Genomic DNA, 24,233 nt, shown 5'->3' with positions numbered 1-24,233 from the left:
GAAGCAAAGTCAAAAAACCGCCAGGGCTTACCGGCCGACACGGGGCGTGACTTCAATGGCTTGAGAGGCTTCGCTTTCGACCAGGGTTTCGTTGAGCCGGACAATGGCACGCAGGCTGTAGCTGTATGTGACATCGTTTTGCAGGCCGAAATCTTCATGCTTGGTATCGGTCAGCGGGGAGCTGTTGACCGGCAGGGAGGTCGGCTCTTCTCCGGGGGCGAGGCGGTAGAGATTGTAGCCGACGAGCTCGGCGGCGGCGGGAAGCTCCGGCGCCTTCCACAAGAGGCGTGCCATGCGGTCGTGACCGCTGACTTCCTGCCATTGGGGACCGGCCAAAGTTGGAAGGAAGGGGCGGCGGACGATGGCCGGTTCGCCTTCGCGATTCTTCGTGGTGTAAGGGGTCACCCGGTACTGGTAACCGAAGCCCGTCTGCAAGACGTTGTCCCAGATGGTCAGGCGATCCCCCCGCCGTTCGGCGTTCTTCAGGAAGTCAAGATCGACTTGCAGCAACAGGGTCGAGGTGTCGCGGCATTCGGGGCAGTCGTCGGCCGGGTTGTAGCGCATCTTGTAGACCCGGAAGCCTTGCAGGTCGTTCAAGGAAGAGCCGTCCTGGTTGATCTTGGGAATGTCCCAGGCCACCTGAAAGCGTTTCCCCTGCTGTACCGCCGTCAGCTTCTGGGGGGAGGCGGGGAGCGGTTTCTCCAGCGGTTTGACCGGGCCTTTCTTACCGCAGCCGGCAAGCGCCAAGAGCAGGCAGGTCAAGAGCGGTAGCAGGCGGTAGAGCAGGGTGGATTTCATCGACGGCATCCCTTCGTAGTGCGTAACTGGTTTATCCCCGGCGTTCCGCCCGGGCCCGGGCGATCTCCCGTTCCACCGCGGCGCGGGCGGTGCCGCCGGTAGCACGGCGGGCGTTGACCGAAGCTTCGAGGGTGACGAAGTCGTAGATGTCGTTCTCGATCAGCGGAGAGAAGCGGCGGAATTCTTCCAGAGAGAGTTCGGGGATGTCCTTGCCGGTTTCCACGCAGTAGCGCACCGTCTTGCCCACCACCTCGTGGGCCTGACGGAAGGGGAGGCCCTTGCGCACGCAGTAGTCGGCCACGTCGGTGGCAGTGGAGAAGCCCCGGGCGGCGGCGACGCGCATGTTCTCGGCCTTGACCTTCATCAGCGCGATCATGTCGGCGAAGATCTTCAGCGAGCCCTTGACCGTGTCGATGGAGTCGAAGAGCGGCTCCTTGTCTTCCTGCATGTCCTTGTTGTAGGCCAGGGGGAGGGATTTCATCAGGGTCAAAAGCGAAATCAGGTTGCCGTAGACGCGGCCGGTCTTGCCCCGCACCAGTTCCGGCACATCGGGGTTCTTCTTCTGCGGCATGATCGATGAGCCGGTGCAGAAGGCGTCGGTCAGTTCGATGAAGTTGAAGTCGGCGGAGGACCAGAGGATCAGCTCCTCGGAGAGGCGCGACAGGTGCATCATTAGGATACTGGCGGCGGCGCAGAACTCGATGGCGAAGTCGCGGTCGGAGACGGAGTCGAGGCTGTTGCGGGTCACCCCGTCGAAACCGAGTTGCTCAGCGACGAACTCGCGGTCGATGGGGAAAGTGGTCCCGGCCAGCGCCCCGGCGCCGAGGGGCAGGACGTTGAGGCGCTTGGCCACGTCCATCATGCGGCCGGCGTCGCGCTTCATCATCTCGTAGTAGGCGAGCATATGATGGGCGAAGAGGACCGGCTGGGCGGTCTGCAGATGGGTGTAGCCGGGCATGATGACCGCGAGGTTCTGTTCCGCTTGGGCCAGCAGCGACTCCTGTAGCTGGCCCAGGTAGGCGAGAATCGCCTTCAGTTCGTCGCGCAGATAGAGGCGCACGTCAAGGGCGACCTGATCGTTGCGCGAGCGGGCGGTGTGCAGCTTGCCGCCGACCGGGCCGATGCGCTCGATGAGCCGCGCCTCGATGTTCATGTGGATGTCTTCCAGTGCCACCGAGAACTCGAAGTTCCCGGCCTCGATGTCGGCAAGGATCCCCTCCAGCCCGGCGACGATGGTCTTGGCTTCTTCCGCCGCGATGATTCCCTGTTTCGCCAGCATCCGGCAGTGAGCGATGGAGCCCTGGATGTCGTAGCGATACATGCGCTTGTCGAAATCGATGGAGGCGGTGAATTCCTGAACGAACTTGTCGGTGGGCTGGGTGAAGCGGCCGCCCCAGAGCTGGTTTTGCGCCATGCGTCTCTCCTGTGTTTATCTGCAATCGGTCAAAGGTGTTGTCGGGTCGGGTTGAAAAGCCAAAAAGCAAAAAGCGGCCTCGCGCCCGCTCATTCCACTCGCTCGAGTGTGCGAAGCGAACGGGCGAGAGAATGATTTTACATCTGCATTTTTCCGGTTTCCTCGATCCGTTGCCACTGGTCTCCCTCGGGACGGAAGATGCCGTGGATCTTTAGCGGCACCCGGGTGGTGCGGGGGTCGAGTTCGTGAAAGAGCGGCAGGTTGAAATAGTAGAGCCGGGTCGCCGTGCCGAAGCGCAACCGGCAGACCGGCAAGCCGCCGAAGTCGTCGACTTCGAACTCGGGATCCGTCGTTGGGCCGATTTTGTGACTCTGGTGGATGACCACCGAGGAGTGCCCGAAACTGAAGGTGCCGTTGCCGACGATGCCGCTCGATTCGCCCGAGGTGTTGCAGAAGACGGTGATGGTGTCCCGCACTCCTGGGGTGTAGGCGAGATATTCGCCGTAAAAGCCGTTGACCACATCGCGGAAAGCGCGGTGTTCCGGTTTCGGGTTGAACTGCAAGACCGCCAGCAGGTCGAGGCGCTGGCGGGTCTGGAAAAAGAGCTGGTTGGCCTTCTCGATGATGTGGTTGATGTTCGACTGGTAGACATCCCGATAGACGTAGTCGATACAGATCACCGGCATGAAGTTGAAACAGGCCGGCCGGCAGCGAAAGAGGGGGAAAACCTTGCCCCGGTAGAGGTCGTGCTGGGCGTCGAGATGCTCCTCGCCGACGAAGGGATGGCTCTTGGCCAAAAGGAAGATCCTGGTGCGGCCATCCGCCTCCTTGACCACCGTCACGGCGACGTTGGTCGGCAACTGCTCGATGTCCCCCGAGTCGAGGTCTTCCTCCACCGAGGCCAGGGCTTCGCCGTTGTCGGCCGGGTAGCGGCGCAACAGGTCGCGATATTCACTGAGGCGCATGTGCTCGATGCCGAACATGACCACCGAGTTGGGGCGAAAGCCGGAAACGATGATTTCCAGTGCGTCCTCCACCCGCGCCAAGGGCATGATCGCTTCCGGAAAGATGAGAAAGTGGCATTTCTTCAGATTGCCCTGCCCCTCGCGCACCAGTTCCAGAATCGACCGGATCCGTTGCCAGCCTGCTTCCGGGTCGACCAGCCGGCAGGCCGCGTCACGCATGGCCAGGTGGCTGGGGATCTGGCAAACCATGCAATGCAGATGATGGCCGTGGAGAAAGTCGATGTGGATCGGCTTGTCGACAATCTTGAACATGGCTTAGCCTTCTTCGGCGGGGCGGACCTGGGGCAGGTTTTCGTCGAGAAGTTCCTCGTCGGGGTGGCGTTCCGGCGGCGCAGTTTCATGCCAGCCGAGCTCGGGGAAGAGTTTGCCGAGGATGTAGCGGGTGCCGGGGGGCATCGGATAGCGGGGCAGTTCGGTTTTCCCGACCCAGATCGCCTCGGTACACTCGTCGCCGTTCGGTTTGAGGTCAAGGCATAAAGGGCTGGCCCGGTAATAGAGAATGATGAAATGATCATTCTTTTCGCCGACGCCGACATGTTCGTAGACATCGATAAGCCCCTCGGCGCGCACGGTGATGCCGACTTCCTCCATGACTTCCCGGTGCAGGGCGGCAAGGATCGCCTCGCCGTGATCGATCTTGCCGCCGGGCATGACCCACAGGCTGCAGAAAGGCTGGATGCAGCGCCGGGTCAACAGTACCCGATCCTGTTCGTCGATGACGCAGGCGACGACCGAAGTCTTGATGCGCGGTTGTTTGGCGAATTCCATGGGCAGATGATCGTAGGGGCGCAGCATGCTGCGCCCCTACTTCCTCAGAAGGATTACTTCTTGTTCTGCCGCTGGATGGCGGCGATGCGCAGGCGCAGGGCGTTGAGTTTGATAAAGCCCTCGGCGTCGGCCTGGTTGTAGACATCGTCCTTTTCGAAGGTGGCGAAATCGACGTTGAACAGGCTGTCGCTGGCCGAGTCGCGGCCGACTACCCGGCAGTGCCCTTTGTAGAGTTTGATGCGGGCCTTGCCGTTGACGGTCTGCTGCGAGGCGTCGATCAGCGTCTGCAGCACCTGGCGCTCGGGAGAGAACCAGTAGCCGTTGTAGATCATGTCGGCGTAGCGGGGGACGAGTGAATCACGCAGGTGCATGACCTCGCGGTCCATGCAGATCGACTCGACGGCGCGATGGGCTTCTTCGAGGATGGTGCCGCCGGGGGTCTCGTAGACGCCGCGGCTCTTCATGCCGACGTAGCGGTTTTCCAGCAGGTCGACCCGGCCGATGCCGTGCTTGCCGCCGAATTCATTGAGTTTGGCCAGCAGCTTGGCCGGGGAGAGGCGCACGCCGTTGACCGCCACGGCATCCCCTTTTTCGAACTCGATCTCGACATATTCCGGCTGATCCGGAGCATCCTCGGGACGGACGGTGAGCTGGTACATCTCTTCCGGCGCCTCGGCCCAGGGATTTTCCAGAATATCCCCTTCGAAGGAGATGTGCAGCAGGTTACGGTCCGAGCTCCAGGGAAATTTCTTGCTGGTGGGGACAGGAATGCCGTGCTTCTTGGCGTAGTTTTCCAGGTCGGTGCGGCTCTTCATGTCCCACTCGCGCCAGGGGGCGATGACTTTGATCGCCGGGTCGTAGTGGTAGTAGGCGATCTCGAAGCGCACCTGGTCGTTGCCTTTGCCGGTAGCACCGTGGGAAACGGCGTCGGCCCCTTCCTTGGCGGCAATCTCCATCTGCGCCTTGGCGATCAGCGGCCGGGCGATGGAGGTGCCGAGGAAGTAGCGTCCTTCGTAAATGGCGTTGGCGCGGAACATGGGGAAGACGAAGTCGCGGGCGAATTCTTCTTTGAGGTCGACGATATGGCAGCTGCTGGCGCCGGTCTTCTTGGCTTTTTCCGGGATGAAATCGAGTTCTTCCCCCTGGCCGAGGTCGGCGGAGTAGGCGACCACTTCACAGTCGTACTCTTCGGTGAGCCACTTGAGGATAATGGAGGTATCCAGGCCCCCGGAGTAAGCGAGGACGACTTTTTTGACGTTGGTTTTCTTGGCCATGTTGGTCTCCTTGGGTGGTTGGGACTCCGGCGTCGGATATCCGAGGCCGGACGGCGCGAAAGCGTTAGAGTTTGATCACATAGGTGTTGGCGATACGGTCGTGCAGGCCCTGCTTCTGACTGTCGAAGGCCACCATCAGGTAACCGATGCCGAGCAGTATGCTGGAGAGGAACTTGCCCGGCACCTCGCGGACAAAGGCGCGGCCGTAGCCGATTTCTTCTCCCGTGGTGCGGATGACCTTGATGCGTAAAGCCATCTTTCCCGGGGTCTGGCCACAATAGCCAGTGAAGAAGACCGAATAGGTGAGACCGACGAGGGCACCGAAGAGGGTGGCCATCAGGCCGACAAAGGCTTCTCCGTGCGGTTCCACGCCGGAGAGCATCGTCCCGGCGGTCAAGCCGAGAATGAGGCTGAAAACGAACTGGACCAGGCCCAACAGCAGGGAGTCGAGCAAGGAGGCGACGGCGCGCATCCAGAAGCCCGCCTTGGGCAGGCTCTCGGCATAGGTCATCGGCGGTGCCGGGGGGACGGTACGGGTCGGCTCCATCGGCAGGACTGCGGCATCGGCCGCCGCTGCGCTGACGGCCGTTTCCTCGACGAGATCCGGGGCGCTTTCCGCAGGGGCCTCGGGGCGAGGAAAGGGTTCCTTGCAACGGGGGCAGATCACCCGGGTCATGCCGGAAGGGATCCGCGCCGGGTCGATCTCTTTGGAAAATCCGCAATGAGGGCAGGTCAGATTCATAGAGCCAGTAATTAGTGATTGGTTGAAAAGGATTATCCCATCAATGTGACGAGGATGGCCTTCTGCACGTGCAGGCGGTTTTCCGCCTGATCGAAAACGACCGAGTGGGGACCTTCGATGACCTCGTCGGTGATCTCCTCATCACGGTGTGCGGGCAGACAGTGCAGAACGATGCAGCCCGGGTCGGCCAGGGCGACGATGTCGCGGTTGAGCTGAAAGCCTTTGAAGTCCTTTTCCCGCTCCTGCTGCTCGGCTTCCTGGCCCATGCTCGCCCAGACGTCGGTGTTGAGAACCATGGCGCCCCGCGCCGCCTCGGCTGGATCCTGGGTATAGAGGATCTTCGCCCCCATTTTTTTGGCGCGGGCGACGACGGCAGCGTCCGGCTCGTAGCCTTTGGGGGTGGCGACGCGCAGTTCGAAGCCGAAGACGGCGGCGGCGTTGATCCAGCTGTGGGCCATGTTGTTGCCGTCGCCGATCCAGCAGTAGGCCAGATCGCGGTAGCTGCCCTTGTGTTCGATGACGGTAAAAAGATCGGCCATCACCTGGCAGGGGTGGTAGAGATCGGTCAGGGCGTTGACGACGGGCACGTCGGCATGGCGGGCGAAATCCTCGACTAGTTGCTGGGAAAAGGTGCGGATCATGACGCCGTCGCAGTAGCGGGCCATGACGCGGGCGCTATCCTGGACCGGCTCGCCCCGCCCCATCTGGGTGTTCCCGGAAGAGAGAAAGAGGGCGTGGCCTCCGAGCTGAAACATCCCCACCTCAAAGGAAATGCGGGTGCGCGTCGAACTCTTTTCAAAAATCATCGCCAGGGTCTTGCCCTTGAGCAGATGATGCTCTTCGCCGCGCTTCTGCTTGTCCTTGAGGTCGCGAGTCAGGGTGAAAATTTTATCCAGGTCGTCGCGGCTCCAGTCAGTCAGCGCGAGAAAGTCTTTGGGCATTGTTTTTCCTCCGGAAAAACAGGAACGGGATCGAGAAAAAAAGAAAAAGGGGGTGTCCTCCCTCCCTCTATCCTTTTCCCTTTCTCCTTTGTCCTGAATTCATATTTCTTTGAGAATACCGTCGAGAATGGCGATCATCTCGTCGATTTCCGCCTGGGTCACAATCAAGGGCGGGACGAAGCGCAGCACTGTGTCGTGGGTGACGTTGAGCAGCAGCCCCCGTTCGTGCCCCTTCTTGACGATGTCGCCGCCAGGAATGCTCAGGCCCATGCCAATCATCAAGCCGATGCCGCGGACTTCCTCGACGATTTGGTAACGGCTTTGCAGTTTCTTCAGTTCGCCGGTGAGATAGGCGCCCATCTTCACGGCATTTTCCAGAATTCCGTCGCCGAGCAGGGTCTTCATCGCCGCCAGGGCGGCGGTGGTCATCAGCGGATTGCCGCCGAAGGTCGAACCGTGGGTGCCGGGATTGAAGGATTCGGCGATCTCGGCGCGGGCGAGCATGGCGCCGATGGGCGCGCCGCCGGCCAAGGCCTTGGCCAGGGTCATGATATCCGGGGCGATGCCGAAATGCTCGTGGGCGAAGAGCTTGCCGGTGCGTCCCAGGCCGGTCTGCACCTCGTCGAAGATCAGCAGCAGCTCGCGGCGGTCGCAGAGTTCCCGCACCGCCCGCATGTACTCGATACTTGGCACCTTGATGCCGCCTTCCCCCTGGATCGGCTCGAGCATCACCGCGCAGGTATGGGGATTGATGGCGGCTTCGAGGGCGGCGATATCGTTGAAGGGGACGTGGTGAAAGCCGTGCAGCAGCGGATCGAAGAAACGCTGCACCTTCTCCTGGCCGGTGGCCGAGACGGTGGCCATGGTCCGGCCGTGGAAGGATTCGGCGGCGGTGATGATCTGGTAATGCTCCAGCCCGTATTTTTCGCGGCTGTACTTGCGCGCCAGCTTGATCGCCGCTTCATTCGCTTCGGCGCCGCTGTTGCAGAAGAAGGCCTGGTCGGCGAAGGAGTGAGCGCAGAGCAGTTCGGCCAGCTCGATCTGCTGGGGGATCTGATAGTAGTTGGAGCAGTGGATCAGGGTCGCCGCCTGCTCCTGGATGGCCTTGACCACTTGCGGATGGCAGTGGCCGAGATTGTTCACCGCCACCCCGGCAAGAAAGTCGAGATAGCGCTTGCCGTCCACATCCCACAACTCGCAGCCCTGTCCCCGAACCGGGACGATGGGGTAGCGGCCGTAGGTTTTCATGATGACCTTATCGCTCCGGGCGATCCATTGTTCAGTGTTCATGAGAAAAGCACCTTTTCAATGCGAGCCTTATATTATTGGGGGGATAGAAAAATCCGGTTCGTGATGACCGGGACGCACCACAATTGAAAAGTCCAACTTTCACATCTCAATTCGAATCCCGTCCCGTTTGATTTCATCCACCAGATTTCCTCCTTCGGCAAAATCATTTGGTCGAAACGGTATTGGTTCGAGACGTTCGTCGATGGCCCGGCGCAACGGCACAATACGGCGGCGGTCGTCGAAACGGTTGCCGCTGAAGGCGCTGGAGATCAAAGCGACATCGATATCGCTCTCGTCCTTGGCCGTCCCCTTGGCGAAGGAGCCGAACAGAATAGCGTCATCGACCTGAATGCCTTGTGCCTCCAGCGCACGAACGTAACGCCGGATTGTCTCGATTATGGCAACTGTTGCCTGAGCCATGACGCCATTTCCTTAATTTTGTCAAGGTATTGAGCGGTGAATTCGGTGGTGCATTTCTGTTGAAATGAGAACTTTTCGTCCGGGTAGCGCGCCTCCAGATTGAAATCCGTGACCGTCTCCAGAAGTTCCAGCCGCTCTTCCGATAAAATCAATCCTGCTCGTTCGGCAAGAAAAGGAAGCCGATGGGTAAACGGTGGTACTTCGTCGTAACGGTAGACAAAAACAGCCTTAAGCAACTTTTCGAGATGGAGATGTCCGAAAAAGAGCGCGTAGCTGTAATCTCGTTTTTCAACCAAATGTTCGGCAACAGTCCAATCCGTTTCTGCCGATTTCAGCCAATAGGCAATTTTCTCTTCTCGTGTCATGTCATGACGCCTACTGCACGATCTCCGTCCCCACCCCTTTGTCGGTGAAGATTTCCAGCAGCACGGCGTGTTCGACCCGACCGTCGATGATGTGGGCTTTTTTGACCCCGCCGGCGAGGGCGTCGGCGCAGCACTCGACCTTGGGGATCATGCCGCCGACAATCGATTCGTCGCTGATCAATCGACGCATCTCGCCCACCGAGATGCCGGTGAGCAGGTTGCCCTGTTTGTCCTTGACCCCCTGCACGTCGGTGAGCAGGATCAGTTTTTCGGCCTTCAGGGCGGCGGCGACCCGGCCGGCGACCACGTCGGCGTTGATGTTGTAGCTCTCGCCCCCGGCGCCGACCCCGACCGGGGCGATGACCGGGATAAACTTGCCCTGTTCCAGAGTGTCGATCAACGCCTGGTTGACATGGATCACATCGCCGACAAAACCGATATCGACCTGCTCGACGGAGCCGTCCTCCTGCCGCACTTCCTGCAGCATCTTTTCGGCCAGCAGCAGTTCGCCATCCTTGCCTGAGAGACCGACGGCGCGGCCGCCGTGGCGGTTGATGAGGCCGACGACCTCTTTATTGACCTGGCCGACCAGAACCATCTCGACCACGCCCATGGTGGCGGCGTCGGTGACGCGCATGCCGCGCACAAACTCGGAGACAATCCCGTACTTTTTCAGGGTCTCGTTGATCTGCGGCCCACCGCCGTGGACGATGACCGGATTGAGGCCGATGTACTTGAGCAGCACCACATCCCGGGCGAAGGATTCCTTCAATTTCTCGTCGGCCATGGCGTGCCCGCCGTATTTGATGACGATGGTGGTGCCGGCGAAGCGCTTCAGGTACGGCAGCGCCTCCATCAGGACATTGGCTTTATTGATCAGATCTTGCACGTTTTCCTCCGGAAAACAGGTCGAAGGGGAAAGGCCGAAGGCTGAAGGCTGAAGGCTGAAGGAAAACGAGCCGTTTCCCTTTCTCCTTTTTCCTTTAGACTTTATCCTGAATTACAGAATATACCGCGACAGATCCTCGTCCTTGACGATGTCGGCGAGGCGTTCGCGGATGTAGGCGGCGTCGATGACGACGTGCTTGTCGCGGCGTTCCGGGGCGTCGAAGGAGAGATCCTCGAGCAGCTTTTCCAGGATGGTGTGCAGCCGCCGGGCGCCGATGTTTTCGGTGCGCTCGTTGACCAGGGCGGCGGTGCGGGCGATCTCATGGACGCCGTCTTCGGTGAACTCGAGCTCGATCCCCTCGGTATGCATGAGCGCGGCGTACTGACGGAGCAGGGCGTTTTTCGGCTCGGTGAGGATGCGCACAAACTCTTCCTCGCCAAGGCTCTCTAGTTCGACCCGGATGGGGAAACGCCCCTGCAGTTCGGGAATCAGGTCCGAAGGTTTGGCGACATGGAAGGCGCCGGCGGCAATGAAAAGAACGTGATCGGTCTTGACCGGGCCGTACTTGGTGTTGACCGTGCTCCCCTCGACAATAGGCAGGATATCCCGCTGTACCCCCTCGCGCGAGACTTCGGGGCCGTGCCCCCCCTCGCGGCTGGCGATCTTGTCGATTTCGTCGATGAAGATGATGCCGCTCTGCTCGGTGCGCTCCTTGGCCAGGGTGTGAACCTTGTCCATGTCGACCAGTTTTTCCGCTTCCTCGGCGATGAGGATCTCCCGCGCCTCGGCGACCTTGATCCGCCGCCGTTTGGTTTTTTTCGGGAAGAGATTGCCGAACATTTCTTTCATGTTGAAGCCCATTCCCTCCGCGCCCGGCGGGGTGAGGACTTCCATCATCGGCATTTTGATTTCCTGGGTTTCGATCTCGACGAAGCGCTCGTTGAGCTCCCCCATGCGCAGCAGCTTGCGCAGCTTGTCACGGGTTCCGCTTTCGCCGCCGGCCTCGGCGGTCCGGGCTTCACCGGGCAACAGCAGATCGAGCAGGCGCTCCTCGGCGTGATCCTCGGCCTTCAAGCGCACCGCCAGCGCCTCTTCCTGCTTGACCATGATGATCGCCAGCTCCACCAGGTCGCGGACCATGCTTTCGACGTCGCGGCCGACGTAGCCGACCTCGGTGAACTTGCTCGCCTCGACCTTGACGAAGGGGGCCTGGGCGAGCTTCGCCAGACGGCGGGCGATCTCGGTTTTGCCGACCCCGGTGGGGCCGATCATGATGATGTTTTTCGGCGCGATCTCCTCGCGCAACTCCGCCGGCACCTGCTGACGCCGCCAACGGTTGCGCAGGGCGACGGCGACGGCGCGTTTGGCGCCCTTTTGGCCGACGATGTAGCGATCGAGCTCCGAAACGATTTCCCGTGGGGTGAAGTTGGTCACGGCAAGGCCTCCACGAGGATGCTGTCGTTGGTGTAGATACAGATGCCGGCGGCGATGCGTAGCGACTGCTCGGCGATCTCCCGCGCCGAAAGCTCCGAGTGGTTGAGCAGAGCGCGGGCAGCGGCTAAGGCATAGGGGCCGCCGGAGCCGATGGCGGCAACGCCGTCGTCCGGTTCGATGATGTCGCCGGCGCCGGAGAGGATCAAAGTCGTCTCGACGTTGGCGACGATCAAGAGCGCCTCCAGCCGCCGCAGGATGCGGTCGGTACGCCAGTCCTTGCCGAGAGCGACCGCCGCCCGAGGCAGGTTGCCGCGATACTCCTGCAGCTTGGCGTCGAATTTCTCGAACAGGGTAAAGGCGTCGGCAGTGCTGCCGGCGAAACCGGCCAGCACCCGGTCGTCGTACATGCGCCGCAGCTTGCGGGCGCCGTGCTTCATGACCGTGTTGCCGAGGGTCACCTGGCCGTCGCCAGCCAGGGCGATTTCGTTGTTTTTGCGTACGCAGAGAATGGTCGTGCCGTGAAACATGGGAGATCCCCTCCGCCGGGTTTTTCGGAGAAAGAAAAATGCGGCTAATATAGCACAGCCCCGGCGTCATGAAAAAGGAAAATGCCGCCCTCACCCCGTCAGCGGGGAAGGACGGCATGAAGCGAATTTTTAAAGAGGAATCAACGCAAGGGGAGTTCCAGCGTGACGATGGTTCCGCCTTCCGGCGCGCTTTCAAGGGCCAGGCGGCCGTCGTGATCGACGATGAATTGGCGGGCGTAGAAAAGCCCCAGGCCGAAGCCCCTCACCTGCCCGGTATGGTCCGGGTCGACCTGATAGAACTTCTCGAAGACCTTGGGCAGTTCGTCCTGGGGAATGCCCTGGCCGCTGTCCTTGACGATCAGCCGCGCCGAGTTGCCGTGCAAGTCGCCAGTCAGGGTGATCGTTCCTCCTTTGGGGGTGAACTTGACGGCGTTTTCCAGAATCGCCCGCAGGGCGAAGCTGATGCGCTTGCGGTCAAGCATCATCTCGGGGAAATAGCTCTCCAGCGAAACGTTCAGGGTCACCCCCTTGTTTACGGCACTGTAGTTCATGTCCCCGGACACGCTCTGGGCGATGTCCCGCAGATTGCAGGGGCGCAGTTCCGGCGGCCCTTCGCGCAGGATGACCTCGCTGTAGACGAGCAGGTCCTTGATCAGATAGCCGAGATACTTCGACTCGTCGAGAATCAAAGCCAGGGTCTGCTGATAGGTGGGATCATTGGGGTCGCCGAAGCCCCGGGAGAGGTTCTGGATAAAGAGGGAGATGGCGGTGATCGGTGTCTTCAGCTTGTGGGAGACGAGGCCGAGGAACTCTGATTTCAGCTTGTCCAGGCGCTTGAGGTGGAGGAGTTCTTCTTTGAGCGCCTTCTTTTCCAGGACCCGGTCGATGGTCGTCTTGAGTTGCAGCAGGTTGATCGGCTTGGTGATGAAGTCGTCAGCGTCGGACTTGAGGGCGCGCAGGATGACGTCCTTGTCGGCGTAGCCGGTCATGATCACCACGACCTGATTGGGTGTTTTGTCCTTGATCGTCTTGAGCAGGTCGAGACCGTTCAGGCGCGGCATCATGACATCGGCGAGGATAACGTCGGCGGTTTCGCCGGCGAGCATCTGCAGGGCCTGCTCGCCGTCCTCGGCCTGGAGGATACGGTATCCCTTGAGCGCCCGGGCGCAGAGATCGCGGATGATCGGCTCATCGTCGACGATGAGAATGGTTCGACCTTCCATCTCCTGCAGCAGCTGCGGTTCGTTCTTGAGAATGGTACGCAAGAGTTCCTCCCTGATGAATGATTCCGGGTTCGGCTATTGGCCCTGAAGGGCGGCGCGGATCAACTCCGGTGCGCCGTCCAGGGTCTGGGCGAGCCGTTCCGGGCGGTTGCCGCCGGCCTGGGCGAGATCGGGGCGGCCGCCCCCCTTGCCGCCGACCTGTTCGGCCAACACGCGGATCAGGTTTCCGGCATGCAGGCGACCGGTGAGATCTTTGGTGACGGCGACCAGCAGATTGGCCTTGCCGTCGGCCGGGCTGCCGAGAATGACCACGCCCGAGCCGAGGCGGTCGCGTAGTTGGTCGGCCAACTCCCGCAGCCCCTTGGCGTCGGCGCCGGGGATCGGCACGGCTAAAAGCTTAATGCCGTCGATCTCCTGCACCCGGTCGAGCAGTTCCGCCGCCTGGCCGGCGTTGAGGCGGCCTTGCAGCATCTCGACTTCCCGTTCCAGTTCCTTCTGCCGCTCCAGCAGCTTTTGCAGCCGTGACTGAACCAAGGGCCGGTCACTTTTGAGCAAGGCGGCCAGCTGTTCCAGGGTCTGTTCCTCTTCCTGAACCAGAGCCAGGGCGCGGGCGCCGGTGGCCGCTTCGATGCGCCGGACGCCGGCGGCGATGCCCGTTTCCTGGACGATCTTGAACAGGCCGATGTCGCCGGCGGCTTTGGTGTGAGTGCCGCCGCACAGCTCCATGCTGAAATCGCCGACCCGTACCACCCGTACCCGGTCGCCGTATTTTTCGCCGAAGAGGGCAGTGGCCCCGGCGGCGATGGCTTCTTCGTTCTCCATCTCGGCGGTATCGACCGCCTGGTTGTCGCGGATGCGGCGGTTGACCTCGATCTCGACCCGCCGCAGTTCGTCGGCGGTCATGGCCGAGAAGTGGGTGAAGTCGAAACGCAGGCGGTCAGGGGTAACGAGCGAGCCGGCCTGCTTGACATGATCACCGAGCACTTCGATCAGCACCGCTTGCAGAATATGGGTGGCGGTGTGGTTGAGGGCGGTGGCTCGCCGCGCCGCCTCGTCCACCAGCAGCTCGACGGCATCCCCGGTGCGCAGCACGCCTTTACGCACTTTAACCAGATGCACCGGTAGTTCCGGCAGCGGTTTGCGGGTCTCGACGACTTCCAGTTCGGCATCGGCGGCAAGGATGCGCCCGCGATCGCCGGACTGTCCGCCCGACTCGCCATAGAAGGGGGTCTGGCTGGTGACGACTTCAATTTCGTCTCCGGCGCTTGCCTGCTCGACGATCTGCCCGTTTTTGAGGATGGTCGTGACCGTGCCGTGGCCGCTGGTGGTCTGGTAGCCGGTGAATTCGCATTGCCGGCCCTCTTCGAGGAGCTTGCGGTAGACCGCCGCCACGGCCTCCTCGCCGGAGCCCTTCCAGTTTTCCCGGGCTTTTTTGCGCTGTTCAGCCATGCAGGCCTCGAAGCCCGGCTCGTCAAGGGTGTAGCCGTCCTTTTCGACGATATCGGCGGTCAGGTCGACGGGGAAGCCGAAGGTGTCATAGAGGCGGAAAACCACTTCGCCGGGGATGACGGTTTGACCGGCCGTCTTGAGCTTGGCGATCTCTTCCGAAAGGATGCGCAGTCCGTTGCCGAGGGTCTGGATAAAGCGTTCTTCTTCGTTTTTCACCACCTTGGCGACGAAATCCCGGCGCTTGGCTTCCTCGGGATAGGCGTCGGCCATGGCTTCGAGGACGAAATTCGCGGTCTTGAACAGCACCGGATCCTCGAAACCGAGCATCTTGGCGTGACGCATGGCCCGGCGCATGATCCGGCGCAGCACATAGCCGCGCCCCTCGTTGGAGGGCAGCACGCCATCGGCGATGAGGAAGGCGGTGGCCCGGCTGTGGTCAGCGATGACCCGCATCGAGACGGAGGCCTCCTGGTTGTCGCCGTAGCGCTGGCCCGAGAGCTCTTCGACATAGGCGATAATGCCGCGCAGCAGGTCGGTGTCGTAGTTGGAGGTGACCCCCTGCATCACCGTGGTGATGCGCTCCAAGCCCATGCCGGTATCGACCGCCGGCTTCGGCAGCGGCGTCAGGGTGCCGTCGGCGCTGCGGTTGAATTGCATGAAGACGTTGTTCCAGATCTCCATGTAGCGGTCACAGTCGCAGCCGACGGCGCACTCGGGTTTGCCGCAACCGACTTCGGGACCGTTATCCCAGAAGATTTCGGTGCAGGGGCCGCAGGGGCCGGTATCCCCCATCGACCAGAAATTGTCTTTTTCGCCGAAGCGGTAGATGCGTTCGCGGGGGACGCCTTCCTGCTCGTGCCAGATGTCGGCGGCCTCGTCGTCGTCGGTAAAGACGGTGACGTAGAGCCGGCTCTTGTCGAGTTTCAGATCGACGGTGAGAAATTCCCAGGCGTAGGCGATGGCTTCCTTCTTGAAATAGTCACCGAAGGAGAAGTTGCCGAGCATCTCGAAGAAGGTGTGATGGCGGGCGGTGCGGCCGACGTTTTCGAGGTCGTTGTGCTTACCGCCGGCGCGCACGCACTTCTGGCTGGAGGCGGCGCGGACGTAGTCGCGCTTCTCGTTGCCGAGGAAGCAGTCCTTGAACTGGTTCATGCCGGCGTTGGTGAAGAGCAGGGTCGGGTCGTTATGGGGAACCAGCGGCGAGGAGGAGACCACCGTATGGCCGCGTTGCTCGAAAAAACTCAGGAAACGGGAGCGGAGTTCTTTGCCGGTAATCATGGTCTGTTTTCTCTTCCTCTCTACTTGTTGGGGAATGGATTTGGTGAAGATTTCAAGTATTAGCACCAAGCCGCCCAAAGACCAAGCAAATCCTTGTGAAACGATAGAAATCTCAAGCGCGGGGCGGGTCAGGTGTCGGCGTTTTTACAGTGGACCAGAATCCGCTCGAAGGAAAAGCCGCGGCGGAGAAAATAATGGATGACGCGGCGGCGTCGGCGGTCGTCCGCCTCGGCATAGGAAAAGCCGGGAAAGCGTCGTTCCAGCAGTTCGGCCAGCAGCTGGTCGGAATCGATGTCGTTTTCCACCTCTTCGGCCGCTTGTCGGGCCAGTTCCTCGTCGATCCCCTGCTGCTTGAGTTCGGCCCGCAGGCGACCACCCACGGCCCGGCCGTTGCTGACGAGGCTGCGGGCGCGCTGGCGGGCGAAGCGGGCGTCGTCCAGGTAGCCGTATTCCCGGCAGCGTTCCAGGGTAGCGGCGATCTCTTCCTCGGTAAAGCCTTTGCGCCGCAGACGGGCGGCAAGCTCCCCCTCGCTGCGGTCGCGGCGGGCAAGGAGGGCCAGGGCGGCGTTCCAGGGGCTAGTGGCGCTCAATCTGGATTTCGTCCTCGGGTGGCGCCGCCTTCTCCCCCTTGTCGAAGTCGTCCCAACTCAGGTCTGACGTCGAGGAAATCCCGGAGAATTTGAGTTTGAAGTCGTCGGGGTTGGAGCATTGGCGCAAGGCCTCGTCGAAGGTGATGAGATTCTGTTTGAGCAGACTCATCAGCGACTGGTCAAAGGTCTGCATGCCGTAGGAGACGAAACCCTGCTGGATGGCGTCGCGCAGCAGTTTGGTCTTTTCCTTGTCGTCGATCAGTTCGCGGGTGCGAGCGGTAGAGACCAGTACCTCGATGGCCGGCACCCGCCCTTTGCCGTCGGCGCGAGGAACTAGGCGCTGAGAGATGATCCCCTTGACGACTCCGGCCAGCTGGATACGCACCTGGCGTTGCTGGAAGGGGGGAAAGACCGAGATGATCCGGTTGATGGTTTCGCTGGCGTCAATGGTGTGCAGGGTCGAGAGGACCAGATGCCCGGTCTCGGCGGCGGTCAGGGCGGTTTCGATGGTTTCGTGGTCGCGCATCTCGCCGACCAGGATGACATCGGGGTCCTGGCGCAGGGCGCTCTTCAGGGCGACCTGAAAGCCGGTGGTATCGAAGCCGACCTCGCGCTGGTTGATGATGCTGCTCTTGTCCTTGTGCAGGTATTCGATGGGGTCTTCAATGGTGACGATATGGGCGGTCCGGTTGCTGTTGATGTAGTCGATCATCGCCGCCAGGGTTGTCGACTTGCCCGAACCGGTGGCGCCGGTGACGAGGATCAGGCCGCGGGTTTCCGAGGCGATCTTCTTCAGCACCGGCGGCAGGGTCAACTCTTCCAGCGTCTTGATTTCAAAGGGGATGAAACGCAGTACCATGGAGATGGAGCCGCGCTGGGAGAAGACGTTGACGCGGAAACGGCCGAGCCCGGGGACGCCGTAGGCGAGATCGACTTCATGAAATTCCTCGAAGCGCTGGCGCTGGCGTTCGTTCATGATCGACATCGCCATCTTGCGCATTTCCTCGGGGGTCAACCGCGCCGCCTTGGGATGCGGGCGCAAGCTGCCATCGATGCGGTAGGTCGGCGGCAGACCCGCTTTCAGGTGGACGTCCGAGGCCCGCGCCTTCAAGGCGACGGCGAGGATTTCATTCAGTTCCATGGCTTAACTCTCCTCCGCAGGGGCGGTTGCCGGGCTCAGGCCGTAGTGAACCAGAATCTTCTGCTCGATTTCCTGGGCTGTTTCCGGATGCTCGCGCAGAAACTGCTTGGCGTTTTCACGGCCCTGACCGATGCGCTCGCTGCCGTAGGAAAACCAGGCGCCGCTCTTGTCGATGACGCCGCAATCGGCACCGAGGTCGACAATGTCCCCCTCCCGGGAAATCCCCTGATTATACATGATGTCGAATTCCGCCTCCTTGAAGGGGGGGGCGACCTTGTTCTTCACCACCTTGACCCGGGTACGGTTGCCGATCACGTCCTGACCGTTCTTCAGCGAGGCGATGCGGCGGATATCCATGCGCACCGAGGCGTAGAACTTGAGGGCGTTACCGCCAGTGGTCGTCTCCGGATTGCCGAACATGACGCCGATCTTCATGCGGATCTGGTTGATGAAGATCACGCAGCAGTGGGATTTGCTGATGGTGGCGGTGAGCTTGCGCAGCGCCTGGGACATGAGTCGCGCTTGCAGGCCCATGTGCGAATCGCCCATCTCCCCTTCAATTTCGGCCTTGGGCACCAGGGCCGCCACCGAGTCGACCACAAGCACGTCGATGGCGCCGCTGCGCACCAGGGTTTCAGTGATTTCCAGGGCCTGCTCGCCGGTGTCGGGCTGGGAGACGAGCAGATCGTCGGTCTTCACCCCGAGTTTGCGGGCGTAGCCGATGTCGAGGGCGTGCTCGGCGTCGATGAAAGCGGCCATCCCCCCGACTTTCTGCGCCTCAGCGGCGATGTGCAGGGCCAAGGTGGTCTTGCCCGAGGATTCGGGACCGAAGATTTCAATGATCCGGCCGCGAGGGACGCCGCCGACGCCGAGGGCGATATCCAGGCCGAGAGCGCCGGTGGAGATGGCCTGCACGCCCGGCAACGCCAGATCTGTGCCGAGGCGCATGATGCTCCCCTTGCCGAACTGTTTCTCTATCTGGCTGATGGCCAAATCGATGGCCCGATCGCGGTTGTTCTCCGCCATGTTGTTCATCCTCCCGAATGGGGTTGGTTACAGGTTGTCAGCAAGCCGCCGCCGGAGTAGGCCCAGGGGCGCGACGCGCAGGGGGAGATGGATGGCGCTGCTCGCCGCCAGGCGGCTTTCGAAAAGAATCATCCGGTCGGCCTGGAAGTCGCCGAGGGTCAATGCTGCCCGGCGTTGCCAGAGGTCCTGGGGGATGGCCCCCGGTTGGCGCCAGCGGCCCAGAGTCAGGTGCGGGGTGAAGGGCCGAGTTTCGCGAGGAAGGCCGGTGGTCGCAAGGCGTTCATTCAGGGCGTGAAAGAGTTCCCCCAGGGCCGCTCCCCCGTCGATACCGAGCCACAGAACCCGGGCCCGGGTCGGGCCGGGAAAGGTTCCCAGAGTGGTGACGTCGATGTGGAAAGGGGGGATCAAGGTTCCTACCGATAGCATGATTTGCCCTATTTTTTCAACTGTTTCTTCCGGCAGATCGGGGAGGAAGCGGAGGGTGAGATGCAGGCTTTCGGGCCGGACCCAACGGACATCGGGGAGGCGGGGGGAGAGCTCTTGCTGTAGCCGCCGTGCCCGGTGACGCAAATCCTCAGGCAGGGGAATGGCCAGAAAGGCTCGTAAGTTGCTCATGGGAACCCTCCAGCGGCAAGGGGTCAAGGGGCAGGAGCAGATGGAAGGCGCTTCCGCCCAGGGTTTCACCGGTGCCGGGACTCTCGACCCAGGTCATGCCGCCGTGGGCCTCGACCACCCCCTTGACCAGGGAAAGCCCGAGTCCGACCCCCTTGCCGCCGAAGGAGGTGCGGGAGGTGAAATGGCCGTCGGGAGGGCCGATTTCGTAGAACTTATCGAAAATCCGCACCTGTTCCGCTGGATCGATGCCGACGCCGGTGTCGCGGATGCTGAGCTGCAAGAAGCGGGGAAGCATGGGCCGGGTGAAGAAGGCGGTGGAGAAGTCCCGCAGTTGCGCCTCCTGAAGGCGAAGCTCCCGATCGTGCAGGAGGTTGCCGCTGATTTCGATCGCTCCCCCCTCGGGGGTGAACTTGACGGCGTTTTCCACCAGCCGGTGGAAGGTTTTGCCCAGTTGCCGGGCATCGCCGTGAATCTCGTCGGTCGGCAGGGGAGTGACACGAAAGCTGAGGTTCCGTTGCCGGAAAAGGGTCTGGAATTCCTGTTCGACTTCCGCCAACAGGGTCGGCAGGTGGACCTTGCCCCGGGTGATCGGGCAGGCGTTGGCTTCGATCCGGGCCATGTCGAGGAGATCCTGGACGATTTCATGAAGCCTTAGTCCGCCCTGGTGGATGGCCCGCAGCACGTTCTGTTCTTCGTCACTGAGACGGCCTCTCAGGGTGCCGGCGAGAAGCTCGGAGCCGGAAAGGATGTAGGTCAAAGGGGTGCGCAGTTCGTGGGAGGCGAGGGTGATGAAATTGCTCTTCAGACGTTCGGTCTGCTCCAGGGTCCGGTTGGCCAGCTCCATCCGGCGCAGGCTCTCCCGCAGGCGCAGGCGAGACTGCTCCAGCTCGCGGTTGCTCGCTTCGGTCAGCCGGTGCTGCCACTGCAAGGCGTCGTAAAGCTCGACGCTGTCCACCGCTCCCCCCAGTTGTTTGCCGATGGCGAGCAGTAATCTGACCTCTTCCCGGCGGAAGATGCGCTTTTCAAGGGTGAAGAAAAAAAGGACGCCGACAGTGCGCTGGTCGGAAACCAAGGGAACCGCCTGATAGCCGCGCCAGCCGGCCTGGCGCACCGACTCGGACCAGACCCGGTTGTCGTGGCGCAGATCCGGGGAAGAGCGGGGTTTGCCGCTGGCCGCTACCCGCCCCGCCAGGCCCTGTCCCACCGGCATTTTTTCCATATCGGAGAGGACCGGCTCCTCGATCCCGCGATGCACCAGCAGGTGCAGTTCGCGCCCCTGGTGGCGCAGCAGGAAAATACCGCCGCCGTCGGCGGCGAAGGTCTCCAGTACCCGTCCGAGGAGGCCGTCGAGCATGCGCTTGGCATCCCGGCTGCCGGCGGCTTGGTGGGCGATGTCGTTGACCAGGGCCAAATCGCGGTTTTTTTGGCGCAGTTCTTCCTCGATGTGGTGCATCTCGCTCACATCCCGCAGCACGCAGTGGACCACCTTGCGTTTGCCGAGATCGCCGAGCCGGGCATGGAGTTCGCCATGCATGAGTCGTCCGTCCCGGCGCCGGATGAGCAGATCGGGCACCTCGCCGTAGCCGTCGCGCAGGACCTTTTTGACCAGACGCAGATAGCGGCGGCGCTGCCCGCCGGGAAAGAGTTCTCCAAGGGGGAGATCGGTGATGGATTGGCCGGGGTAGCCGAGGAGTTGTGCCCCCCGACGGTTGATGTCGAGAAAGGCGCCAGTTTCGGGATGAATGAAGAAGATGGCGTCACCGGCATTGTCGAAAAGCTGCTGAAAGCGCAGTTCGGCCTCTTCGGCGGCTTGGCGCAGGTGGGAGTTTTCCGTTTCGAGTCGTTGCCGCTCGCGCCAGGGAAGGCCGTGGCGGCGAACCAGGTAGAGGCCGGGAAAGAGCAACGCCAGACCGGTCAAGAGCACCAGCGCGCTTTCGGCGAAACTCCGGTCGAGGAACGCCCGTCCCAAGAGGAGGCTCAGGACCAGGGCACTGAACACTCCCGCGGTGACACCCAGGTATTTCGGAGTGATCCAGGCCTTGCGCGGCATCGTCGATTCGGATTCCTCAAGAAAACGTTCGTTCTTCATGACGGAGGATGGGGGGATTAGCGGATCAATGTTTCTCCAGATAGCGGCGCAACCGGTCCAGCGCCATGCACACGCTCAGTCGGCGGACGGTGTCGCGGTCGCCGGAAAAGCGGTAACCCTTGACCTCCTCCCCGGACGCGGTCGCCAGGCCGATGAAAACCGTGCCAACCGGTTTTCCCGGGGTGCCGCCGTCCGGTCCGGCGATGCCGGTGACCGACAGAGCGACATCGGCCTGCGCCGCTTCGCGGATGCCTTTCGCCATCGCCCGTGCGCATTCGGCGCTGACCGCTCCCTGGGTTTCGAGAACGGCTTCGGGGACCTTCAGCCAGTCTCTTTTGGCGCTGTTGGCATAAGTCACTGCCCCCCGTTCGAGAAAAGCCGAAGCCCCCGGCAAGTCGGTGAGCTGTTTGGCGATCCAGCCGCCGGTGCAGGATTCGGCCAGGGCCAAGGTCTTCCTTTGTTCCGTCAGCAACCGCGCCACGGTTTGTGCCAAGGAGGCATCGCCGGTCGCGACGACGAAATCCCCCAGGGCCCGGCGGGCCACAGGCTCGGTCCGATCGAGCAGTGTTTCGGCTTCCGAACCCGAAGCTCTAAGCTTGACATGGACAAAAGGAAAGTCAACTCCGAAGGCCACTTGCACCTTCTCCGGCAGACCCGCGGCGACGAGCAGCGCCTCGCACTTCGGCTCGGAAAGGCCGAAGACCTTCAGCACCCGTTCCCGGGTCGGCAGCCCTTCGCCATGGTTCCGCTCCAGGCGCGGCAGAACCGCCTCATCGAGCATGGCGACCATCTCCGTCGGCACGCCGGGGAGAAAGAAGCAGTCGCAGTGGCCGGTGTCGAGGCGGAAGCCGGGCGCGGTGCCCAGGCGGTTGGTGAGGATCTCAACCCCGACGGGCAGCCGTGCCTGCTTGTCGTTGCGCGGATGCATGGTCAGGTTGTGGCGCAGGAAGTAGGCGCGGACCTCCTCCTGCGCCGCCGGATTCTCCTCCAGGGGACGACCAAAAGCCGTGGCCGCCGCCTCGGCGGTCAGATCGTCCGCCGTCGGCCCGAGTCCGCCGGTGACGATCAGCACCGCCCGGCGGTCGGCCATCAGTTGCAGGGCGGCGACGATATCGTCCATTTCATCCCGCACGCAGAGGGATTCCCGCACCCGGTAGCCGTGGGCGGCGAGGCGGCGGGCGACGGCGGCGGTGTTGGTGTCGGAGAGCTCGCCGTTGAGCAGTTCGTCGCCGATGGTCAGTACCGAAACGTTCACTTCCATCTCAGCCTCCCCACAATGCGGTCAACGGCGGCAAAAGCAGACGCAGGGCGACGGCGCCGTAGAGCCCCGCCACCACGTCGTCCAGCACCACCCCGTAGCCGTTTTTCAGCTTTTGATCGAACCATGACGCCGGCGGTGGTTTGAGGATGTCGAAGACGCGAAAGAGGAGAAAGCCGAGGAGCGCCGTGCTCCACGAAAAAGGGAGAAAGGCCACCGTGACCAGATAGCCGACCAACTCGTCGATGACGATGCGCCCGTCGTCGACCACCCCGTAGATTTTACCCGCCGCCCCCGCCGCCCAGAAGGAAAGAAAGAGCAAAGCCAGCCAGGTCAGCAGATAGAGTAGGGGCGGGAAGCCGCTGAGCAGATAGAAGACGGGAATCCCGGCGAGGGTACCGAAAGTGCCCGAAGCCACCGGCGCGTAGCCGAGTCCGGCGTTGCTGGAGAGGAAGAGGATGAAACGCTTCATGAGATTAACTCTTCAATTTCTTGGGTTTGGTGTTCTGTTTGGCGAGCTGTTTTTCCTCGGATTTTACCCGGCGCACCAGCTTTTTGATGTCCTCGGCCGGCGGCAAGGCCTCGGGTTTGATCCCCCGGTCGGTCAGCACCTTGCGCACATCCTGCCGATCTCAACCATTTTCCTGACGTCAGGAAAATGGTCTTCCACGGAGTGGCCGGCGGTCCGGCAGGCGATCTTCGCTTTGTCGACCACCTTGGCGAAGTTTTCCCACTTGGCGTAGCCGAGCAGGCCCATGAGGTCGCGGGCGAACCAGAACTCCTCGCCCTCCGCCTGGCGAGCGTAGTCCTCGAAATGCTTGTGCAGTTGGATGATGATGTCGCTTTTCATGGGCATTCCCTCCGGGCGGTAATCGTTATCGGATTGAATTCAATTGCCAGACCTCGTGGAGCATGGTGATGAACAGGTCATCCAGTTCCCCTGTGGCGACCCCGCCGCGCTCCATGTCCGCGCCAATTTTGCCGAAATATGCGATGCGCTCGTCGAGAAAATCGTTGAGGGGAGCGATGCGCGGTTCCAGGTCAAGCTCGTCGCCGGCCATTTTGCGGCGCAACAGCTCGTCGATAACGATAATCAAGTCGGAAGGCAAGCCGGCGTCGGCATAGAGGAGGGCAAACTCGGTCGGCGGCATGGTGCGATATTTTTCGATCCAGGCGCAGGCGAGAATCGGGCGCAGCACATAGAAATATTTTTTGATCCGCACCGTTTCGCCGTGCAGATATTCCCGGTAGTTGCCTTGAGCCATATGCAGGTAGTGGTGCAGACAACTTATGGGGGAAAAGTGTTTCCGTTGCAAACCCCGCAAACGGTCCGCCAGTCCATGATTGTCGGCATAGACAATGGGCGAGCCAAGCCATTCCAGCAGCGGGGGATTGGATTTGCGGAACAGCCGCAGCGCCTTGGAAAGTTCCCAGCCGCTGATGTCGAGCTGGCCGCTGATCGGCTCCTCGATGACATCCCGCTGTCGGTCGATGGCGAGATACCAGTTCAGCGGATGAATGTAGATGAAGCGCACATCAAAATCACTATCCCGCGAGGCGAACCCCCAGGCGCGGCTGCCCGATTCCACAGCATAAAGAATACGAACCCGGTTTTCCTTTTCGATTCGGGAAAGTTCTTTCTGGATATCCGATAGTCCAATATTCATTCAAGGTTCT

At 61.7% G+C, this 24,233-nt stretch carries 25 protein-coding genes; all 25 read right to left on the bottom strand.

Going from position 1 to position 24,233, the window contains the following annotated elements:
• Positions 1-27: 27 nt before the first annotated feature.
• The 25 genes from BQ4888_RS05205 to BQ4888_RS05090 all read right to left on the bottom strand — a co-directional run bounded on the left by BQ4888_RS05205 (position 28) and on the right by BQ4888_RS05090 (position 24,223).
• Entirely contained in the window at positions 28-798 is a 771-nt protein-coding gene (locus BQ4888_RS05205; protein WP_092054532.1) for a fibronectin type III domain-containing protein, read from the bottom strand.
• Positions 799-829: 31 nt separating this feature from the next.
• Positions 830-2,212 carry an argininosuccinate lyase gene (gene argH / locus BQ4888_RS05200; protein WP_092054529.1) on the bottom strand — a complete coding sequence of 461 codons (1,383 nt, stop codon included), beginning with the start codon at positions 2,210-2,212 and terminating at the stop codon, positions 830-832.
• A gap of 137 nt (positions 2,213-2,349) precedes the next feature.
• On the bottom strand, positions 2,350-3,489 hold the full coding sequence (locus BQ4888_RS05195; RefSeq protein WP_092054526.1) for a hypothetical protein: 1,140 nt from the start codon (positions 3,487-3,489) through the stop codon (positions 2,350-2,352).
• A 3-nt stretch (positions 3,490-3,492) separates the two neighbouring features.
• Positions 3,493-4,032, bottom strand: a complete 540-nt coding sequence (locus BQ4888_RS05190; RefSeq protein WP_276609586.1) for an NUDIX domain-containing protein — start codon at positions 4,030-4,032, stop codon at positions 3,493-3,495.
• 26 nt (positions 4,033-4,058) lie between these two features.
• Positions 4,059-5,279 carry an argininosuccinate synthase gene (locus tag BQ4888_RS05185; RefSeq protein WP_092054523.1) on the bottom strand — a complete coding sequence of 407 codons (1,221 nt, stop codon included), beginning with the start codon at positions 5,277-5,279 and terminating at the stop codon, positions 4,059-4,061.
• A 64-nt stretch (positions 5,280-5,343) separates the two neighbouring features.
• Complete coding sequence (locus BQ4888_RS05180; RefSeq protein WP_092054520.1) at positions 5,344-6,021, bottom strand: RDD family protein; 678 nt, start codon at positions 6,019-6,021, stop codon at positions 5,344-5,346.
• A gap of 32 nt (positions 6,022-6,053) precedes the next feature.
• Positions 6,054-6,962, bottom strand: a complete 909-nt coding sequence (gene argF / locus BQ4888_RS05175; RefSeq protein ID WP_092054517.1) for an ornithine carbamoyltransferase — start codon at positions 6,960-6,962, stop codon at positions 6,054-6,056.
• 99 nt (positions 6,963-7,061) lie between these two features.
• Entirely contained in the window at positions 7,062-8,252 is a 1,191-nt protein-coding gene (locus tag BQ4888_RS05170) for an acetylornithine transaminase (RefSeq protein WP_092054514.1), read from the bottom strand.
• Between the two features lie 99 nt (positions 8,253-8,351).
• Positions 8,352-8,672, bottom strand: coding sequence for a nucleotidyltransferase domain-containing protein (locus BQ4888_RS05165; RefSeq protein WP_092054511.1), 321 nt, complete (start codon positions 8,670-8,672; stop codon positions 8,352-8,354).
• The gene (locus tag BQ4888_RS05160; protein WP_092054508.1) at positions 8,648-9,037 is read right to left on the bottom strand and encodes a HEPN domain-containing protein; all 390 of its coding nucleotides are present in this window, start codon (positions 9,035-9,037) and stop codon (positions 8,648-8,650) included. Before BQ4888_RS05160 ends, BQ4888_RS05165 begins: the two co-directional genes overlap by 25 nt.
• Before the next feature lie 10 nt (positions 9,038-9,047).
• Complete coding sequence (argB, locus tag BQ4888_RS05155; protein WP_092054505.1) at positions 9,048-9,926, bottom strand: acetylglutamate kinase; 879 nt, start codon at positions 9,924-9,926, stop codon at positions 9,048-9,050.
• A 111-nt stretch (positions 9,927-10,037) separates the two neighbouring features.
• The gene (gene hslU, locus BQ4888_RS05150; RefSeq protein ID WP_092054503.1) at positions 10,038-11,360 is read right to left on the bottom strand and encodes an ATP-dependent protease ATPase subunit HslU; all 1,323 of its coding nucleotides are present in this window, start codon (positions 11,358-11,360) and stop codon (positions 10,038-10,040) included.
• Complete coding sequence (gene hslV / locus BQ4888_RS05145) at positions 11,357-11,887, bottom strand: ATP-dependent protease subunit HslV (RefSeq protein WP_092054500.1); 531 nt, start codon at positions 11,885-11,887, stop codon at positions 11,357-11,359. Before hslV ends, hslU begins: the two co-directional genes overlap by 4 nt.
• Positions 11,888-12,027: 140 nt before the next feature.
• Positions 12,028-13,152 carry a hybrid sensor histidine kinase/response regulator gene (locus BQ4888_RS05140; RefSeq protein ID WP_240746417.1) on the bottom strand — a complete coding sequence of 375 codons (1,125 nt, stop codon included), beginning with the start codon at positions 13,150-13,152 and terminating at the stop codon, positions 12,028-12,030.
• A 33-nt stretch (positions 13,153-13,185) separates the two neighbouring features.
• Entirely contained in the window at positions 13,186-15,834 is a 2,649-nt protein-coding gene (gene alaS / locus BQ4888_RS05135; protein WP_092054583.1) for an alanine--tRNA ligase, read from the bottom strand.
• 131 nt (positions 15,835-15,965) lie between these two features.
• A complete protein-coding gene (locus BQ4888_RS05130) occupies positions 15,966-16,427 on the bottom strand; it encodes a regulatory protein RecX (RefSeq protein ID WP_092054497.1) in 462 nt (153 codons plus the stop codon).
• Positions 16,414-17,568 (bottom strand): type IV pilus twitching motility protein PilT, encoded by a 1,155-nt coding sequence (locus BQ4888_RS05125; RefSeq protein ID WP_092054494.1) that lies wholly within the window; start codon positions 17,566-17,568, stop codon positions 16,414-16,416. The genes BQ4888_RS05130 and BQ4888_RS05125 overlap by 14 nt, the downstream gene beginning before the upstream one ends.
• Positions 17,569-17,571: 3 nt before the next feature.
• Positions 17,572-18,594: a recombinase RecA gene (gene recA, locus BQ4888_RS05120; protein WP_092054491.1), complete on the bottom strand. Its 1,023-nt coding sequence runs from the start codon at positions 18,592-18,594 to the stop codon at positions 17,572-17,574.
• 27 nt (positions 18,595-18,621) lie between these two features.
• Positions 18,622-19,209, bottom strand: a complete 588-nt coding sequence (thpR, locus tag BQ4888_RS05115; RefSeq protein WP_092054488.1) for an RNA 2',3'-cyclic phosphodiesterase — start codon at positions 19,207-19,209, stop codon at positions 18,622-18,624.
• Positions 19,169-21,298, bottom strand: a complete 2,130-nt coding sequence (locus BQ4888_RS05110) for a sensor histidine kinase (protein WP_092054485.1) — start codon at positions 21,296-21,298, stop codon at positions 19,169-19,171. Before BQ4888_RS05110 ends, thpR begins: the two co-directional genes overlap by 41 nt.
• Before the next feature lie 25 nt (positions 21,299-21,323).
• Positions 21,324-22,559, bottom strand: coding sequence for a competence/damage-inducible protein A (locus tag BQ4888_RS05105; protein ID WP_240746415.1), 1,236 nt, complete (start codon positions 22,557-22,559; stop codon positions 21,324-21,326).
• 1 nt (position 22,560) lies between these two features.
• Positions 22,561-23,028 carry a phosphatidylglycerophosphatase A family protein gene (locus BQ4888_RS05100; RefSeq protein WP_092054482.1) on the bottom strand — a complete coding sequence of 156 codons (468 nt, stop codon included), beginning with the start codon at positions 23,026-23,028 and terminating at the stop codon, positions 22,561-22,563.
• A 4-nt stretch (positions 23,029-23,032) separates the two neighbouring features.
• Entirely contained in the window at positions 23,033-23,167 is a 135-nt protein-coding gene (locus BQ4888_RS17845) for a hypothetical protein (RefSeq protein WP_276609584.1), read from the bottom strand.
• Positions 23,161-23,406 carry a BRO family protein gene (locus tag BQ4888_RS05095; protein ID WP_092054480.1) on the bottom strand — a complete coding sequence of 82 codons (246 nt, stop codon included), beginning with the start codon at positions 23,404-23,406 and terminating at the stop codon, positions 23,161-23,163. Before BQ4888_RS05095 ends, BQ4888_RS17845 begins: the two co-directional genes overlap by 7 nt.
• A 25-nt stretch (positions 23,407-23,431) precedes the next feature.
• Positions 23,432-24,223, bottom strand: a complete 792-nt coding sequence (locus BQ4888_RS05090; RefSeq protein ID WP_092054477.1) for a nucleotidyltransferase domain-containing protein — start codon at positions 24,221-24,223, stop codon at positions 23,432-23,434.
• Positions 24,224-24,233: the final 10 nt, after the last annotated feature.

It is taken from the genome of Desulfuromonas acetexigens (assembly GCF_900111775.1).
Lineage (GTDB): Bacteria > Desulfobacterota > Desulfuromonadia > Desulfuromonadales > Trichloromonadaceae > Trichloromonas > Trichloromonas acetexigens.
This window is presented reverse-complemented; position numbering and strand designations above follow the sequence as displayed.

Bases quoted from the DNA above. Each gene is read 5' to 3' on its own strand.
- BQ4888_RS05205 (WP_092054532.1), bottom strand. From the start codon at position 798: ATGAAATCCACCCTGCTCTACCGCCTGCTACCGCTCTTGACCTGCCTG.
- argH (WP_092054529.1), bottom strand. From the start codon at position 2,212: ATGGCGCAAAACCAGCTCTGGGGCGGCCGCTTCACCCAGCCCACCGAC.
- BQ4888_RS05195 (WP_092054526.1), bottom strand. From the start codon at position 3,489: ATGTTCAAGATTGTCGACAAGCCGATCCACATCGACTTTCTCCACGGC.
- BQ4888_RS05190 (WP_276609586.1), bottom strand. From the start codon at position 4,032: ATGCTGCGCCCCTACGATCATCTGCCCATGGAATTCGCCAAACAACCG.
- BQ4888_RS05185 (WP_092054523.1), bottom strand. From the start codon at position 5,279: ATGGCCAAGAAAACCAACGTCAAAAAAGTCGTCCTCGCTTACTCCGGG.
- BQ4888_RS05180 (WP_092054520.1), bottom strand. From the start codon at position 6,021: ATGAATCTGACCTGCCCTCATTGCGGATTTTCCAAAGAGATCGACCCG.
- argF (WP_092054517.1), bottom strand. From the start codon at position 6,962: ATGCCCAAAGACTTTCTCGCGCTGACTGACTGGAGCCGCGACGACCTG.
- BQ4888_RS05170 (WP_092054514.1), bottom strand. From the start codon at position 8,252: ATGAACACTGAACAATGGATCGCCCGGAGCGATAAGGTCATCATGAAA.
- BQ4888_RS05165 (WP_092054511.1), bottom strand. From the start codon at position 8,672: ATGGCTCAGGCAACAGTTGCCATAATCGAGACAATCCGGCGTTACGTT.
- BQ4888_RS05160 (WP_092054508.1), bottom strand. From the start codon at position 9,037: ATGACACGAGAAGAGAAAATTGCCTATTGGCTGAAATCGGCAGAAACG.
- hslV (WP_092054500.1), bottom strand. From the start codon at position 11,887: ATGTTTCACGGCACGACCATTCTCTGCGTACGCAAAAACAACGAAATC.
- BQ4888_RS05125 (WP_092054494.1), bottom strand. From the start codon at position 17,568: ATGGAACTGAATGAAATCCTCGCCGTCGCCTTGAAGGCGCGGGCCTCG.
- recA (WP_092054491.1), bottom strand. From the start codon at position 18,594: ATGGCGGAGAACAACCGCGATCGGGCCATCGATTTGGCCATCAGCCAG.
- thpR (WP_092054488.1), bottom strand. From the start codon at position 19,209: ATGAGCAACTTACGAGCCTTTCTGGCCATTCCCCTGCCTGAGGATTTG.
- BQ4888_RS05110 (WP_092054485.1), bottom strand. From the start codon at position 21,298: ATGAAGAACGAACGTTTTCTTGAGGAATCCGAATCGACGATGCCGCGC.
- BQ4888_RS05105 (WP_240746415.1), bottom strand. From the start codon at position 22,559: ATGGAAGTGAACGTTTCGGTACTGACCATCGGCGACGAACTGCTCAAC.
- BQ4888_RS05100 (WP_092054482.1), bottom strand. From the start codon at position 23,028: ATGAAGCGTTTCATCCTCTTCCTCTCCAGCAACGCCGGACTCGGCTAC.
- BQ4888_RS05095 (WP_092054480.1), bottom strand. From the start codon at position 23,406: ATGAAAAGCGACATCATCATCCAACTGCACAAGCATTTCGAGGACTAC.
- BQ4888_RS05090 (WP_092054477.1), bottom strand. From the start codon at position 24,223: ATGAATATTGGACTATCGGATATCCAGAAAGAACTTTCCCGAATCGAA.